The organism is Halostella sp. PRR32, assembly GCF_034808085.1.
GTDB classification, from domain to species: Archaea; Halobacteriota; Halobacteria; order Halobacteriales; family Natronoarchaeaceae; genus Halostella; species Halostella pelagica.
This window is the reverse complement of record NZ_JAXHGL010000010.1, coordinates 55,842-70,961: the sequence shown is the minus strand read 5'-3', so window position 1 is coordinate 70,961 and position 15,120 is coordinate 55,842. Positions and strand designations below refer to the sequence as shown.

The 15,120-nt window shown below is 65.0% G+C and carries 13 protein-coding genes and 1 pseudogene; 2 read left to right on the top strand and 12 right to left on the bottom strand.

Going from position 1 to position 15,120, the window contains the following annotated elements:
* Window positions 1–161: pseudogene (locus SM753_RS19940) on the bottom strand (aldehyde dehydrogenase); the annotation flags it as partial.
* 271 nt (window positions 162–432) lie between these two features.
* On the opposite strand from SM753_RS19940, the gene SM753_RS19935 reads away from it, so the two are divergent.
* Window positions 433–2,358 carry an ATP-binding protein gene (locus SM753_RS19935; protein ID WP_323192839.1) on the top strand — a complete coding sequence of 642 codons (1,926 nt, stop codon included), beginning with the start codon at window positions 433–435 and terminating at the stop codon, window positions 2,356–2,358.
* On the opposite strand, the gene SM753_RS19930 is transcribed toward SM753_RS19935, so the two are convergent.
* The 3 genes from SM753_RS19930 to SM753_RS19920 all read right to left on the bottom strand — a co-directional run bounded on the left by SM753_RS19930 (window position 2,355) and on the right by SM753_RS19920 (window position 6,816).
* Window positions 2,355–3,581: a Tm-1-like ATP-binding domain-containing protein gene (locus SM753_RS19930; protein ID WP_323192838.1), complete on the bottom strand. Its 1,227-nt coding sequence runs from the start codon at window positions 3,579–3,581 to the stop codon at window positions 2,355–2,357. The two genes, SM753_RS19935 and SM753_RS19930, sit on opposite strands and share 4 nt — an antisense overlap.
* A 60-nt stretch (window positions 3,582–3,641) precedes the next feature.
* Window positions 3,642–4,439: an RIO1 family regulatory kinase/ATPase gene (locus SM753_RS19925; protein ID WP_323192837.1), complete on the bottom strand. Its 798-nt coding sequence runs from the start codon at window positions 4,437–4,439 to the stop codon at window positions 3,642–3,644.
* A gap of 154 nt (window positions 4,440–4,593) precedes the next feature.
* The gene (locus SM753_RS19920; RefSeq protein WP_323192836.1) at window positions 4,594–6,816 is read right to left on the bottom strand and encodes a DUF4350 domain-containing protein; all 2,223 of its coding nucleotides are present in this window, start codon (window positions 6,814–6,816) and stop codon (window positions 4,594–4,596) included.
* Between the two features lie 207 nt (window positions 6,817–7,023).
* Here SM753_RS19920 and SM753_RS19915 point away from each other — a divergent pair, with 207 nt between their 5' ends.
* The gene (locus tag SM753_RS19915) at window positions 7,024–8,166 is read left to right on the top strand and encodes an acyl-CoA dehydrogenase family protein (protein ID WP_323192835.1); all 1,143 of its coding nucleotides are present in this window, start codon (window positions 7,024–7,026) and stop codon (window positions 8,164–8,166) included.
* 114 nt (window positions 8,167–8,280) lie between these two features.
* Here SM753_RS19915 and SM753_RS19910 read toward each other — a convergent pair whose 3' ends face one another.
* The 8 genes from SM753_RS19910 to SM753_RS19875 form a co-directional block, all read right to left on the bottom strand.
* Complete coding sequence (locus tag SM753_RS19910; RefSeq protein ID WP_323192834.1) at window positions 8,281–8,805, bottom strand: DUF892 family protein; 525 nt, start codon at window positions 8,803–8,805, stop codon at window positions 8,281–8,283.
* Window positions 8,806–9,202: 397 nt separating this feature from the next.
* Window positions 9,203–10,234, bottom strand: coding sequence for a phosphate uptake regulator PhoU (locus SM753_RS19905; RefSeq protein ID WP_323192833.1), 1,032 nt, complete (start codon window positions 10,232–10,234; stop codon window positions 9,203–9,205).
* A gap of 89 nt (window positions 10,235–10,323) precedes the next feature.
* Entirely contained in the window at window positions 10,324–11,388 is a 1,065-nt protein-coding gene (locus tag SM753_RS19900; protein ID WP_323192832.1) for an ATP-NAD kinase family protein, read from the bottom strand.
* Window positions 11,389–11,603: 215 nt separating this feature from the next.
* Entirely contained in the window at window positions 11,604–12,296 is a 693-nt protein-coding gene (locus tag SM753_RS19895; protein ID WP_138797168.1) for a molybdopterin-binding protein, read from the bottom strand.
* A 37-nt stretch (window positions 12,297–12,333) separates the two neighbouring features.
* Entirely contained in the window at window positions 12,334–13,092 is a 759-nt protein-coding gene (locus tag SM753_RS19890; RefSeq protein ID WP_323192831.1) for a DUF5803 family protein, read from the bottom strand.
* The gene (locus SM753_RS19885; RefSeq protein WP_138797166.1) at window positions 13,089–13,763 is read right to left on the bottom strand and encodes a DUF2110 family protein; all 675 of its coding nucleotides are present in this window, start codon (window positions 13,761–13,763) and stop codon (window positions 13,089–13,091) included. The genes SM753_RS19890 and SM753_RS19885 overlap by 4 nt, the downstream gene beginning before the upstream one ends.
* On the bottom strand, window positions 13,763–14,281 hold the full coding sequence (locus SM753_RS19880; protein ID WP_135533220.1) for a transcription factor: 519 nt from the start codon (window positions 14,279–14,281) through the stop codon (window positions 13,763–13,765). The genes SM753_RS19885 and SM753_RS19880 overlap by 1 nt, the downstream gene beginning before the upstream one ends.
* Window positions 14,282–14,382: 101 nt before the next feature.
* Window positions 14,383–14,919, bottom strand: a complete 537-nt coding sequence (locus SM753_RS19875; protein ID WP_135533221.1) for a tRNA (cytidine(56)-2'-O)-methyltransferase — start codon at window positions 14,917–14,919, stop codon at window positions 14,383–14,385.
* Window positions 14,920–15,120 lie beyond the last annotated feature (201 nt).

Below are 15,120 nucleotides of genomic sequence, written 5' to 3'. Positions count from 1 at the left end.
GCCATCGCGCGGTCGACGTCGGCTGGGGTGCCGCGCTGGAACTCGCCGAGGCTCTCGCCCGTCGCCGGGTTCTCGCTTTCGAACGTCTCTGTGCCCTCGCCGTCCGTCCATTCTCCGCCGATGTAGTGACGGTGAACCTGCTCGCTTGACTGTTGGCTCATGCTTGGCAAATATTGGAACATCCACAATTATAAAATCATCTAGTTCGACCGGAGATGAGTCGGCGGCGACGGGGGGATCGACCGCGGTCGTTATTTTCGATAGCCGGAACTCCTTCGTGGACTTCCCCTCACTGTCCTAACCGCGTCACGGAACGCCGACCGTCTCCTGATCGAACCCGAGCGAACAGACGTGCCGACAGAGGACTGTCAGCCGTCGAAACATCAGCCACAAGGCAAATGGTCGTGGGTCGCATCCGTATCGCTGATACGATTGCCAGGGACGCCACTCGACATATCGCCTGTTGCCGACGGCAATATCAACGTCCTGATCACGGGGACAGAGAGCGACACCGAAGTGGTGTCCTCTCTCGAACGGCGGGGAGACGGTATCACCGTTCGCGCGGCATCGACCGCCGCTACCGGGCGAGAACTGCTGTCGTCCGGCGGGATCAACTGCGTCGTCGTCGTCGGTCCGGAACTCCCGGGCGCCGCCGTGACGGAATTCCTGCGGAAGGTCCGGGACCGGCATCCCCGTCTCCCTCTGCTGCTGCTCGGCGGAGACGACGATCTCGTCGGCGAGGCGCTCTCTATCGGCGTCACGGGCTACATACCGAGCGCGATCGTCCGAGACAGTCCCGATGTCCTTGCTACCCGGGTCGAACGTGCCGTGCGGACGGCCACACGGCGCGGCGCGGAGCGTCGACGGGGGGAACTGTTCGCGAAGGCTCAAGACATCGCGGACGTCGGTGCCTGGGAGTACAACGCCGAGACTGAGACGCTGTGGTGGAGCGAGCAGGTCCGACGCATTCACGGCCTGTCGGCCGACGCCCAACCGACCGTTGCGGAGAGTTTCGATCTCTACGACCCCGAGGGTCGGAAGACGATCGAAGCGGCGTTCGACCAGGCGCTACGCGACGGCGCCCAGTACGACGTCGAACTCAAACTCGACGGCTCGGACGACGAGAAGCGGTGGATCCGAACGCGTGGCGAGCCGGTGTTCGAGGACGGCGAAGTCGTTTACATCCGTGGGAGTTACCAGGACATCACTGACCTGAAGCGCCGCGAGTTGCAGTTCGAGTCCCTCCACGACGCGAGCAGGGAACTGATGGAGGCGAAGACCCGGATGGACGTGGCCCGGATCGTCTCCGACGCCTCGAAGAACATCCTCGGCTACGTCATGACGACCGTCCGCCTCGCCGACGAAGACGAGGAGATGCTGCGAACGTTCGTGGCAACCGACCAGACCGTCACCGAGGCGGGCAAGCGACCGGGGTACCGGATCGATGGCGATACGCCCGCTGCACGCACTTACCGCGAGGGCGAACCGGAGATATTCGACGACCTCGACCGGACTGATGACGAGTACGAACGGGGTGCTCTACGCTCGGGGGTGTACGTCCCCATCGGCGACCACGGCGTCCTCAGTACGGGCGATACGGAGCCATACGCGTTCGACGAACCCGACGTGGAGATCCTCGGCGTGCTGACGAAGCTGGCGACCGGCGCGCTCACCCGGATCTGTTCGGAGCAGGAACTCCAGCGACAGAACGAGCGACTGGAGGAGTTCGCCAGCATCGTCGCACACGACCTCCGCAACCCGTTGAACGTCGCTCGCGGGGAGTTGACCCTGATGGAGTCGGCGTCGGCCGACCGCATCGAATCGATCGACGCCTGTCTCGACCGCATGGAGTCGCTCATCGAGGACATCCTCTCGCTCGCGCGTCAGGGTGAACTCGTCGGCGACGCGACGAACGTCTCACTCGACGCCGTCGTTCGGCAGGCGTGGACGAACGTCGAGACGAGGTCGGCGACACTGACGGTCGAAGACGAGGACATCGATGTCCTCGCCGACGAGTTCCGCCTGCAGGAACTGTTCGAGAACCTGTTCCGCAACGCCGTTGAACACGTCGGCGACGGCGTCACGGTCACCGTCGGCCCCCTGTGGGACGGCGGCCGAACCTCGGACGAGCGGCGCGCCGTCGGCTTCTTCGTCGAGGACGACGGCCCGGGGATCCCCCGGAACCGAAAGGAGAGCGTGCTGGAGGCCGGGTCAACGACCGCGACGGACGGCACCGGGTACGGGCTGTACATCGTCTCGGAAATCGCCGCCGCTCACGACTGGGGCCTCGAGGTCGATGACGGCCGCGACGGCGGTGCGCGGTTCGAGATCACGGGCGTCGAGACCGTCGACGGCTAGACGGCGGGTTCCGGTTCGTCGTCGCTCATGTACTCGTCCAGTTTCTGCGCCATCGCCAGCGCGAACTCCCCGTCGTTGACGTGTGTGTCCATCTCGACGAGGTCGACGTCGCCGTCGATGCTGGTCCGGAGCGCATCGAACAGCGCTTCGTCGGCGTCGGGGTCGTGGAGCGGTTCGCCGTCGACGCCGAGCATGGAGAGGCCGGCCGTCGGGAGCGCCAGCGCCGTGGGTCCCGTCGCGGCGTTTAGCTTCTCCGCGACGGTCGCACCGAGTTCCGCGCTCTCGTCGGCGTTCGTCCGCACTACCGTTACGTGCGGGTTGTGGACGTGCAGTGGCCGGTCGCGGAACTCCTCGGGGACGGTCTCTTCCGGGCCGAAGTTCACGAGGTCGAGCGCGCCCACGGAGACGACCTGTGGGATCCCCGCCTCCGCGGCGGCGCTGAGGCGGTCCGGGCCCGCGCTCAGGATGCCGCCGACCAGTTCGTCCGCCAGTTCGCTGGTCGTAACGTCGAGGACGCCGTCTATCACGCCCTCGGCGACGAGGTGTTCCATCGCCCGTCCACCGGAGCCGGTCGCGTGGAACACGACCGTCTCGTACCCTTGCTCTTCGAGATATTCGCGGGCGGTCTTCACGCAGGGCGTCGTCACGCCGAACATGCTGATACCGACAGTCGGACGGTCATCGGCCGCGGCGTCGACATTGTTGGTCGCCATCCCGACGAGGCCGAGCGCCGCGTTAGAGATGACCGTCCGCGTGATCTGGTTCAGCCCCTCGATGTCCCCGACGGAGTACATCATCGTGACGTCGGAGATGCCGACGTACGGCTCCGTGTCGCCGGACGCCATCGTCGAGACCATCATCTTCGGCACGCCGACGGGAAGCGCCCGCATCGCCGCCGTCGCGATCGAGGTGTTGCCGGAGCCGCCGAGTCCGAGGACGCCGTCCAAAGAACCGCCTTCGTAGAGATCAGTCACGACCGCCGCCGCGCCCTCCCCCATCGCCTCGATCGCCTTCCCGCGGTCCCGCTCCTCGCGGTGACGTTCCAGGGTCGTCCCCGCGGCGGCCGCGACCTCGTCGGCCGGGGTGTCGGGGTCGAAGCCCGGTTCGCCGAGCACTCCCGCGTCGACGATGTGGGTGTCCGCTCCGTGGTCCTCGATGACCTCACGAGCGAACGCGACCTCCTCTCCTTTCGTGTCTAACGTCCCGACGATAACAATTGCCATCGTGACGGCAAGTCGTTACGCGATGGTCGGCTTAGCCGTTCTGGCCGGTTCGCTTTCCGCTCACGCCGCGATCTTCTCGATCTCGCCTTTCAGGCGCTCGGCGTCGAAGTCGTGGTCGGGCCGGACGTTGACGAAATCGAGGAACGCGCGGGCGTCGAGGAGTTCGCTCGGGGAGTAGAACTCGCTGGCGACGGAGATGACCGTTCGGGTGCCGATAACCGGTTCGAGCGTGGCCAGCGCCGAGGCCAGGTCGTAGGCGCGGGCGTCGACGATGCCCTCCTCGTTGACGCTCGTGGCGTCGATGAAGTAGATCTCCCCGTGGAAGACGAGGACGTTCTCGCCGCGCAGGTCTCCGTGAGCCAGGCCGTCGTCGTGGAGCCGCCGGAGGCTTTCGAACAGGTCCGGTGCGAGCGTGCGGGCTTCGTCCGGGGAGACGTCGTCAAGCGTTCGGAAGTCGTCGAGAAACTCGAAGACGAGCACGCCCAGGCCGTCGACTTCGAAGGCCTCGATCGGTTCCGGAGCGTTCACCCCGATCTCGCGCATCCGTTCCGCGGCGTCGAGTTCTCGTTCGGCCATCTCGACGGGACTGCCGCAGTGGTCGAAAAACCCCTCCCGGCCGCTCGTGACCGCGCCGAGGTTTCTCCCCGTGGTAAACAGCGCGTGGACGATCGAGTTCTGCGGGGAGATGATCTTGACGAACCACTCGTCGTCGACCACGCAGGGCGTCGAGAGCCAGTTATCCGCGTCCAGAAACGTGACGCGCACCGTGTCGCGACCGGTCCGGTCCGCGATCTCCCGGGCGACGGCCTCCGTCTCGTCCCACCCGACGGTCCCTCGAACCAGGTCGCGTACTTCCATGTTGTTTAAGAGACAGACGCACGAGCATAAATGCCTTGGCGGCATGTGACCCGCTGCCCGCCGCCGATCGTGTTTCGTTCGAGCTAAATTGTGCTTGTGCCGCTGGCCTTATCGGTTCGACGGCCGCGACTGTGACCGTTACCGCGCCCCTGCCTCAGTCGGCACCGCGTCCCTTGCCCCGACCCTTATCGTGTCCTTTTCCACGGCCGTTACCGCGCCCACTGCCTCGGCCGTTCCCGTGTCCTTTGCCGCGACCCTTACCGTGCCCTTTGCCGCGGCCATTTCCGTTACCCCGTCCCGGCGGGTCCGCCGCGCCGTCGTACGCGCGAAACACGTCGAACCGCCGGTTGAACGCGGTCGTGGTCGGGACGGACGGATCGTCGTTCACGTTCGCCGCTTCGTCGCGCACGCCGCCGCCGACGCGGAGGTCGGTCCCGAGGCCGTCCGCGAGTGCGTTCAGGTTCTCCCGGGCGTCGGTCGGCGCGGCGGAACTGCCCAGCAGGACAACGGCACCCCCGTCCGCCGCGAACGAGCGGAGTTCGCCGACCGTCTCGTCGTCGAACGAGTCGGCGGGCGTAGTGACCACGATGGCACGAGCATCGTCGAGGCGGTCGCCGGTGATATCGTTCACCTGCTCGAAGCCGATCCCGACGCCTTCGAGATAGCGCTGGTAGTAAGCGGCGTCCTCGTTCGAGAGGGCGTAGTCCGAAGCGAACTGGCCGCGACCCCCGTCGATGAGTACCTCGTCGTCCGTCCGGTCGGCGAGCGCGTCGATCAGGTTCGTGAGGAAGACGAAGTTCTCGAACCCGGCGGTATCGACGTCGTACCCCTCCGCGGCCTCGTACGACTCGTCGATCAGGGGGCCGGCGACGAGGCCGACGCGTGACCGTTCGTCGACGACTGCGAGGGGGATCTGGCCGTTCGTCACAGCGGTCGCACCCTCCGCGCTGTCCTCCGCGAAGACGGGGACGCGGTTGGGTGTCAGGTGTCGGCCGGTCGTCGAGATAGTGACCGGAGCCGGAACGAACAGGTCGTCTACGTCGCGGTTTCGGATCGGGTCGCTGTTCTCCGGGGCGCTCTCGGCCCAGAGTCCGACGTCGTCGGCGCGGGCCTCGGCCTCCGCTCGCCAGAACTCGTCGTGCCTGTCGAGCCCTGACCCGTACACGCGAGCGAGACCCCGCTCGATCAGTTCACGGTTGTACGTGGTTTCCCTGTCGCCGTCGCCGTTCGCGTCGTATCTGACGTAGCCGAGAACGCGGTTGAACTCGTCGCGGACACCCTCGTTCTCGTCGAACGAGAGTTCGACCGTCTCGCCAAGCAGCGCCTCGCGAGCGAAATCGCTCCCCTGGTCGGCCCACTCCTGTAGGTACTCGATATCTTCGATCCCCTCCCACTCTTCGAGGCGCTCGGCGGCGCTGTTCGTCGCCGTCTCCGGGGTGTCGACGCCGAGGATCCGGATGCTCTCTTCGTGGCCGTCGTCGAACGTGACAGTGACCGTGTCGCCGTCCGCGACATCGACCACGTCGACCGCGTACGTTTCCTCGGGGTCGATCTCGAAGCCGATACCGTCGCGCTCCTCGAAGTAGGGGAAGTCGTCGTTGAACTCGCCCGTCACGGGTGCGAACTCCGAGCCGAGATTGTTCTCGGGATCCATCACCTGGTCGTCGTTGAACCGGAACGACAGATCCAGCGCCGTCGCGAGCGCGTTCAGATTCGCCGTCTCGTCGAAGTCGTTGAAATCGGACTGGTCGACGAGAAACAGCGCGCCGCCGTCGTCGAGGAACTCCGAAAGCGCCGCCGTCTCGTCGTCGTCGAACGCCCGGCTAGGGGACGTGACGACGACACCGTCGGCGTCCGACAGGGCGTCGGCGAGCGAGTCCGTCCCCTCGACCGCGTAGCCGTTCTCTTCGGCGTACTCCGTGAACACGTCGTACGCCGAGAGGTCGTAGAACTGGTCGTGTCCCTCGTCCCAGACGACGCGGTCGCCGTCGACGTGTTCGTCCCAGAGGTTGAGCACGAACTCCTCGTTACCGAGGTCGAAGTTCGCGTCGTCGTTCGCCAACGGCGCGCCGTAGCCCACGACATCGCCGTCGGCTGCCACCAGCGGTATCTCGACGTCGTCCGGATAGTCGACCGCGTCGCCGTCGCCGTCCTCGTCGACGTTGTACGCGGTCGGTTCGGCCCACACTGCGACGGTCCCGCCGGCGGTCAGCGGGGTCCCGTCAGCGGCGAGGAGACTCGCCGTCGAGTAGAACCCGATATCGTCTATCCGTGACGACGGTTGGAAGTGGCTACTCGTGGCGGCGCTACGTCGTGTCGCGACGCTGGTTCCGGCGGCCGCAGTTACCAGCGTTGCGAGGAAGTTTCGGCGTCGCACGACAGGCCCCACACCGTCTCCCGGGATAAAATTATCTAGAATTGTTACACATACAACTGTTGACGTACCGAGGTCTCGGAAATAACAGGGAGTTTTTAGGAGCCAGGCAGTCAATTGATGGCGGACAGAGAGCCGCGGCGAACGGCGGACGATCCGCCGTGGGACAGATTCCCGTATTTTTATCTTCGAGTTCGGCAATTATTGCGTATGGAGTTCACCCTGTCCGACGAACACCGGATGATCCGGGACAGCGTCCGGGAGTTCTGCGAGGAGGAGATCGCCCCAATAGCCCAAGAGATCGAGGACGAACACCGATTTCCCGCGGAGATCTTCGACCAACTCGCGCAACTGGACGTGATGGGCGTCCCCGTCGCCGAGGAGTACGGCGGACTCGGCGGTGATCAGTTGATGTACGCGCTGGTCACGGAGGAACTCGGCCGGGTGTCCGGATCCGTCGGACTCTCGTACGCGGCCCACGTAAGTCTCGCCAGCAAGCCCCTCGAACTGTTCGGCACGGACGAGCAGAAAGAGCGCTGGCTCCGACCGCTCGCGGAAGGCGACTACGTCGGCGGTTGGGCGCTCACTGAGCCGGAAAGCGGGAGCGACGCCAGCGACATGGACACGACCGCGGAGAAAGACGGGGACGAATGGGTTCTCGACGGCACCAAGCAGTTCATCACCAACGCCAGCGAGGCCGGGTCCGTCCTCGTCAAGGCGGTCACGGACCCCGACGCGGGGTACGACGGCATCTCGACGTTCATCGTCGACCCCCGAGAGGACGACGGCTTCGAAGTGACGACGATCTGGGACAAGATGGGCCTGAACGCCTCGCCCACCTGCGAGATCCAGCTAGACGACGTCAGACTCCCCGAGGACCGCCTGCTCGGCGAGGAGGGCGACGGCTGGGACCAGACCAAGAAGACGCTCGACGGCGGACGGATCTCCATCGCGGCGCTCTCAGTGGGCCTGGCCCAGGGCGCGTACGAGGCCGCGAAAGGGTACTCGAAAGAGCGCGAGCAGTTCGGCCAGCCCATCTCCAAGTTCGACGCGGTCCGCGACAAGGTGGTCGCGATGGAGCGCAAGACCGAACGCGCGCGTCTGCTCACCCACAAGTCCGCCTGGAAGTACGACCGGGGCGAGTCCGTTACGAAAGAGAGCGCGATAGCCAAACTCGACGCCAGCGAGGCCGCCCGCGAGGTAGCCGAGGAGGCCGTCCAGACCCTCGGCGGATACGGCTACACGACGGACTTCGCGCCGCAGCGGTTCTACCGCGACGCCAAGCTCATGGAGATCGGCGAGGGAACGAGCGAGATTCAGCATCTCGTCATCGGCCGAGAGCTCGGGCTGTAGAAACGGCTTCGTCGGAGGCGTTCAGCGCCCGCTCCCGCAGGACCGCACCCGCAGCGACTTCACGTACGGTTTCCAGCGTCGCCGCGAAAACCCAGTGTTACCGTGGGATGGCATTCAGCCGCCAGTCAACCGGTCCCAGAGAGACTTCAGTTCGGAGCCCTCGGAGAGCCCTTCCAGTTTCCGCAACGTCTCTTTTTCCTCTTCGAGGTTGTCTTGCAGCGGGTTCGTCACCTCGCTCCCGAGGTCGAGTTTGTCCGCAGTCGTCAGAAGCGACTGGTAACTGCTGATCTCTATCCGTTCGGTTTTCATCGCAGCACCGAGGAAATAGAGGTTTTTCAGGTCGTCGTCCCGGACCATCCCCTCGAACTGCTTGCGGTCTTTCTCGAGCGCGTCGACGAGAGGACAGTCCCGCTGGCGCGGTTCCACGCCGTACGCTTCGAACGCGTCCTCCAGTCGCTCGACCTGCGTCTCCGTCTCGTCGCGGTGCGAGCTGAACCCGCTCTCTAAGTGCCCGTTCGTCGTCGCGAGCGCCATCTCGTCCAGCGCGCTGACGAGTTTCACTTCCATGTTGTAGATCCCTTCGAGTTCGTACTCGAACAATCCCTCTAACGACTCGATGTACTGCTCTGAATCGCTCATTGGTCCACCCCACACGCAGGACGACGAGCGGATGGTTAACTGTGAGGGGGTACGGACGGAGAGCTATCGCCTGCGATCCTCGTGATTACGGCCCGGTGCTGGTTCGAGCGTATTGATACGCGAGAGTGAGGTACTCAGACGATACCACGACTATTGCAACGCGGCCGCGCTGACCTGCGCCGAAGTGAGCGCGGTCAGTGGACGGGGAAGGGCAGGCGCTCGGAGCGTGTCCGAGCAACCGCGAGGACCGCACAAACTGGCGGGCCTGGAACGAGCGCCGGCGGCGCTCGTTGGCGTCTTCGCGAACGAAGTGAGCGAAGGCTCGGAGGGCGCGAAGCGTCCTCCGGCGGACATACAAAGGGCGACGCGAGCGCTGCCAAGCGCTCGCGAGGGCTTTTTAGTTGATGGTGGTGTGCTCGCTCTCCTCGTTCAGCGCGAGGTTCGCGGCGATCTCGGCGTTCCGCATGGCGAACTCCGCAGTCTGCTGGAGACTGACGAGCACTTCGCGGACTTCAAGCAACGACCCGTTTTCCATCTCGGGGAGGTCGGCCAGGATCTCCTGCTGGCGGTCGGCGATGTCGTGGAACAGTTCTCGGGTCCGGATCGTCAGGTCGTAATCGCGTTCGACGGCGGCTTCGACGGCGAGGGCGGTGACTTCGTCGACGTCGTCCGTGAACTCCCGGATGCGTCGCATGGTGCCGCTGTCGACGTCCAGACTGTGTCCCTCCGATTCGAGGACGATCTCGGCGATGTCCTCGGCGTTGTCGGCGGTGAGTTCGAGGTTCTTCGCGATGGAGCGATAGCCGATGAGCGGGAAGCCGTCGCCGAGCCCCACGGCGCGTGCGAGGTTGGGGTTCTGGTAGGCAGTGAAGATGAGACGGAGCAGGAGAACGAAGATCTTGTTCGCTTGTCGCTCGCGGTTCAGGGCGCGCTGGGCGAGGTCGGGATTGCCGTGAGCGAGCGATTTGACCGCTTCGCCGCGCATCGTCGACCCCGTGGATTCTAAGCGTTCGAGCAGGTTGTCGAGGGTGAAGTCCTCCGGGTCGACCGAACAGCGGATCGAGATGCTCTCGGGTGTCTCCTCGATGACTCCGAGACCCATCAGTTGCGTTTCGGCCTTGTAGACGGCGTTGATGTGGTCGCTGTCGAGGGCTCCCGAAGACTGTTCGACGCGGATGACTCGACGGCCGAGCACGTACTGTGCGAGGATCGCGCGTTCGACCGCGTCGGCGTCGAGGTCGTCGGCGTGGATGATCGCCTCCGACTCGCCCGTGTTTACGGACTCCGGCATGACGGTCAGCGTCCCCTTCCCGCCCATCCGAAGAGACACCTCGTCGCCCTTCTCGACATCGTGTTCTTGCGCCCACTCCGCCGGCAACGTCATCGCCAGCGTGGACGGACCGAGTCGCTGCACTTTTCGCGTTTCCATACGCCCCTCTTCCGGCTGCGAAGACCTTAACCTTGACTATACACCCATTAATATTCCGAGGCGTATTATAATACGAATGATCGTCGGGTTCACTGCACCTGCATCATACGTTGTTCGACGCGGCCGACTCGAACCTTTCGCCAGCCGCGGAGCGACTCGTCTAGCGCCCGGTCGCCGGTGTCGACGCGAAGCACGCCGGTCGTATCGAGTTTCGCTCGGGACGCGACGACTTCGACCGCCGACTGGCGGATCACCGGCGGGGAGATCTGGTCGTTGCCACGGCCGAAAATGAACCCCTGGCCGCCGATGGGGGAGACGACTATCACGGACTCCTCACCGAGAACGTCGAGGATTTCGGACTCGGTCGCGTCCCGGACGAGCAACTCGCCGTCGCGCCAGACATCGACGCCGAGGGGGGAGCCGTCGAACCCGAGTTCGGCTTTGACCGCGCCGACCGTACTCCCAGGTCCGAGGACGTAGGTCACGCCGGCATCGATGTCGGCAGCGAACCCCTCGGCCAGCGCCTCGACGGTCCCGCCGCCGAGTTGCTTGCTCGATTGCATCTCGTCGGCGACGGGGACGGGCCGGACGGCGCGTAGCTCCGTCTCGACATCGCCACCGCGATAGGCGTCCTCGTCGATGTCGTTTATCTCGCGGTCCGCCGTCGCGTCGAAGGTGGCCGCGATACGGCCGGCGTCCGCCGGCGTGACGGCGAACACCGAGGAGTACACCTTGACGCCCGCGGGAATCCCCAGCATCGGAGTGTCGCTCTGGCGCTCGTCGAGGGCGTTCGCAACGTCGACTGCGGTGCCGTCACCGCCCGCGAAGAGGACCAGATCGGTTCCGCGTTCGACGAACTCCCGGACGGCCTCTCGGGTGTCGCCGGCGTCCGTCTCACTGCCGGGGTCAGTGACGACTACTGGGTCGAACCCAGCCGCGCGCGCCTCGTCAGCGCCCATCGCGGCGCCCGCGGCGAGGATCTCGACGCCGTCCGACCGCTCGGAGAGCGCGTCAAGCGCTTCCCGAGCGCGGTCCGGTGCGCGGGGTTCAGCGCCGCGTTCTCGCGCCTCGTCGACTTTCCCGTCCGTCCCCTTCAGGCCGACGCGCCCGCCCATGCCGGCGATAGGGTTCACGACCAGTCCGATCCGTCGCATGGCCGGCGGTTCGGGCGGGACGGTCAAAAGCCGACCGACCGTGGTCTCGGACCGCTACCTGCAATCCGTTCGTCAAGAGTTAAGAGAACGGCACGGAAACGTCATCCCATGACGACGATCCTCGCCGAAACCGTGTTACCGATCGACGCTGTCGGCTACGGCGTCTTCGCAGTGAGCCTCTTGATCACCGCGGCCTGGCTGGCGTACTTGTACCGCTAGTTTTCTACCGGGTCGACGCGGTCACGAAGCCATCCGGCGGCCGCTTCGACAACCTCCGGATCCGGTCCGGAAATCTTCACGCGTACGTATTCGCCGGGGTAGCTTCCGACAGTCACGTCGAACGTCTCCTGTAGCGCTTCGATCCGGTCAAGCAGGGCGCTCTCGGGTTCGTCCGCTTCGACGACGGTGACGTGTTTCTCGACGCCGCTGAACTCGTCGGCGACAGATTCGAACATCCCTTTCATCTCCGACGGGACTCCCGGGAGAACGTAGACCGAGTCGACGACAGCGCCGGGCGCGACGCCGACCTCGTTGTGGAGAACGCGGGCTCCCTGGGGCAGATGTGCAGTCCCCGTCGCGAGGTCCTCGCGGGTGTACCCGCCGTGTTCAGTGAGCCACGTCAGCGCTTCCTCGTGTTCGACGACCGGCCGTCCGAACGCCGCGGCGACCCCCTTCATCGTCAGGTCGTCGTGTGTCGGGCCGAGACCGCCCGTCACGATCACCGCGTCGTACTCCGCCCGGTACTCGTTGACGACGCGCGCGATGTCGGCCACGCGGTCCGGAACCACGGTGACGCGCTCGACCGAGACGCCTCTCGCGTCGAGTTCGTCGCAGAGCCAGGTCGCGTTCGTGTTCGTCGTGTCTCCCGCCAGAAGTTCGTCGCCGACAGTGACGACCGCAACGTTCATACTGCCGTTAACGGTCGGTCGAGTAAAAACCCGCGGACTACCTCATTCCCGGCGGCGGTTCGTCGTCGAACTCGTCGTCCTCGGTCTCGACGTCAAGCCCCAACTCCTTGCGCTGTGCCTCTAGTTCGCGGATCTGCCGGAGGTAGTAGATCAGTCCGCCGATCATCACTACGCCCAGTATCGCGACGAGGCCGCCGAAGATGTAGATGTCACGCTCGAGGTAGTACCGGACGAAGATGTTCTGGTCGGGGTCGTCCCACCGCAGATGAACGCGGTCGTCGACGGACCGCTTCTCCGGGTTGCTGGGACTGACGTGGCTGAAGATGAAGTTCCCCGTCTGATGGTTCGGCGGGAGGACGACCTCGTGAGGCCCTTCGACGAGAACGGGCGTTCCGAACTCCTTGGGCCGCGTATCGGCCGTGTACGCGACCGTACCGTTTTCCTGCGGGAGTTCGATGACCGTCTCGCCGCCGTCTTTGGACACGTCGAGTTCGGACCCGTTGACGAACGTCCCGTTGGGATAACGGTACTGGACCGCCCGTACGTTCACCGGTTCGTTGCCGCTGAACCCGCTCTGATACACGGAGAGTTTCGACTGGTCGGATACGTCGTACACCGCTTGGTACTCGCTGTCTTCGATCCGTATCGTGACTGTCGAGTTCGTCTCCCAGTCGTACTCGGCGTCTTCGTCCAGTTCCTCGTCGGAGATGTCATCCGCGAACGGGCCGAAACTGCAGCCGGCGGTGAGCGCGACCGCGCCGACGAGAACCGTGGCGAGGACCAGCCGACGGTTCATGGAACGACGCAGCGGAGTTCGGCGGGGACGTACTCCCCGATGCTCGCGAGCAGCCCCGGCGGGTCCGTTCCCTCGCCGCAGATGATGCTCTGTTCGAGTAATCCGAGCCGCTCGACGGTGACGATGTCCTGTGCGTGTCCTGCCCGGTTGACCGTCGCGCGTACTTCGGCGCGAGTCGCGCTATTGACGTTGACGCGGCCGGTCCCGCGAGTCCATTCGTACAGCCGGTCGCGCTCCTCGTCGGCGAGACGGTGAGGCTGGTCCTCGGTACCGTACACGAACGTCATCGGAAGGTGCTGGACCAGTCCGAACCGTTCGCGGACCTGGTCGGGCGACCCCGGTCCGAGGTCTATCTCGCTCGTCGGGATACGGATCGCTTCGCCGGCGTCGAGTACGAACCCGTCGTCGTCCCAGCGTTCGAGCGTCCCGACGTACGTCTCACCGGGTTCGAACTCGCCGGTGATCTCGCCCCACTCCTCGCGCAGCAGGTTTCGCGCGACAACGGCGTCGTCGCCCTCGACCGTGATAGACGGGAAGTCGTCGTGGCGGATCCCAACGTCGTACGTGACATCGAGGTCGCCGAGGGTGTTCCCTACGAGCGACCGGAGCGAGTCTAGCGACCGTTCGCGCGCGTCGCCCTCGACGTAGAGTTTTGTTGCGAGTACAACCATTATGCCTCGACGTTTAACTCGTCGCGAAGCGCATCGATGCGTTCGTCCATCGAGTCGACGAGCCGCGTGTTCTCCATCGCTTCCAGCGGCGACCCGCACTCGGGACACTCGAAGCCGAAGTCCATCGCCTCGCCGAACTCGAACCGGATGGAGTCGACCTCGCAGAGGTAGAACTCGTGGTTACGCTCGTACTCGCGGCGGTCGTCGAGCGCGTCGAGCAGGCGGTGCATCTCCTCTTCGAGGTTTTCCGGGATGTTCTCGTACTGGAACGTCCAGAGGTAGGTCAACCACCCCGAATCCTCGTCGCGGAGCCGTCGGTACGTCGCCAGGTCGTTCTCGTAGAGTATAAATAGCGCCCGGCGAACGTCGTTGAGTTCGAGGTCTAGCTCTTCTGACAGCTCCTCGTCCGTAACCTCGCCGTCCGGCGGGGCGGCCGCGACCGGCATCCCCTTCGGTCCGACGAGCTCGTGAAGGTACTTCTGGATGACGGGGTCTTCGAGTAGATCCTCAAAAGCCATTACCAAAGAATCGTAGCGTGAATCGTTTAAACCCTCCGGAATGCTCACTTCGTTCGCATTCCGAGGCTCGCAGACCTGCGGTCTGCTCACCACCGAATCCCTCACTCGTCGGTCGGTTCGACCTTCTTGCCGGTCTCCATCGGAATCACGCGCTGGTCGGCGTCCGCCCACTCTCGGTCTAATTCGCGGCCGTCGAACAGGCGGTCGAGGAAGACGGCCAGCCCCGCGACCTCGGAGTGTGGTTGGTTGGTGACGCCGACGTTCCAGTCCGCCGCCTCGTACACGTCGAACGATACCTTCTCCGCGCCGACGACGACGAGGACCGGTTCGTCGTCGTGCGCCGCCCGGACCTCGTCTTCGACGTCTTGGACGCGTTCGCCGTACATCGTCAGGTGGACGACCCGCCCGGGCCAGTCGCGGATCGTCGCCTTCGGCGAGTCGGTCAGTTCGGCCTCGAACGGACCGCCGAAGCGGTCGGTGATGTCCCGGATCGTCTCCCGGGCCTGCGACGACCGAGTGAGAACGACGCGGTCGGCACCGAGCGCGCGAGCCGTCAGTCCAACGTGCGTTGTCATCCGTTCGTCGCGTCCTGGCCGGTGGCCGAGCCGCAAAACGGCGACCTCGGGTTCCCCCTGCATGGTCGGACAGTGTCGGAGCGAGGGTTAGGGGGTTTCGCTTCCGCGACGCTCCGGAGCGCTGCGACTGTCTTGTTTGCTCGTGATCCGCTGGGCCGGTCCAATGGATCGGCTCACTGATCGATGGACGACAGTATAGCACTCGGGTGCATCGGAAAACCCCCGAGTCGCCGACACGGGTAGCCTACCAGCGGGAGTAGGGAC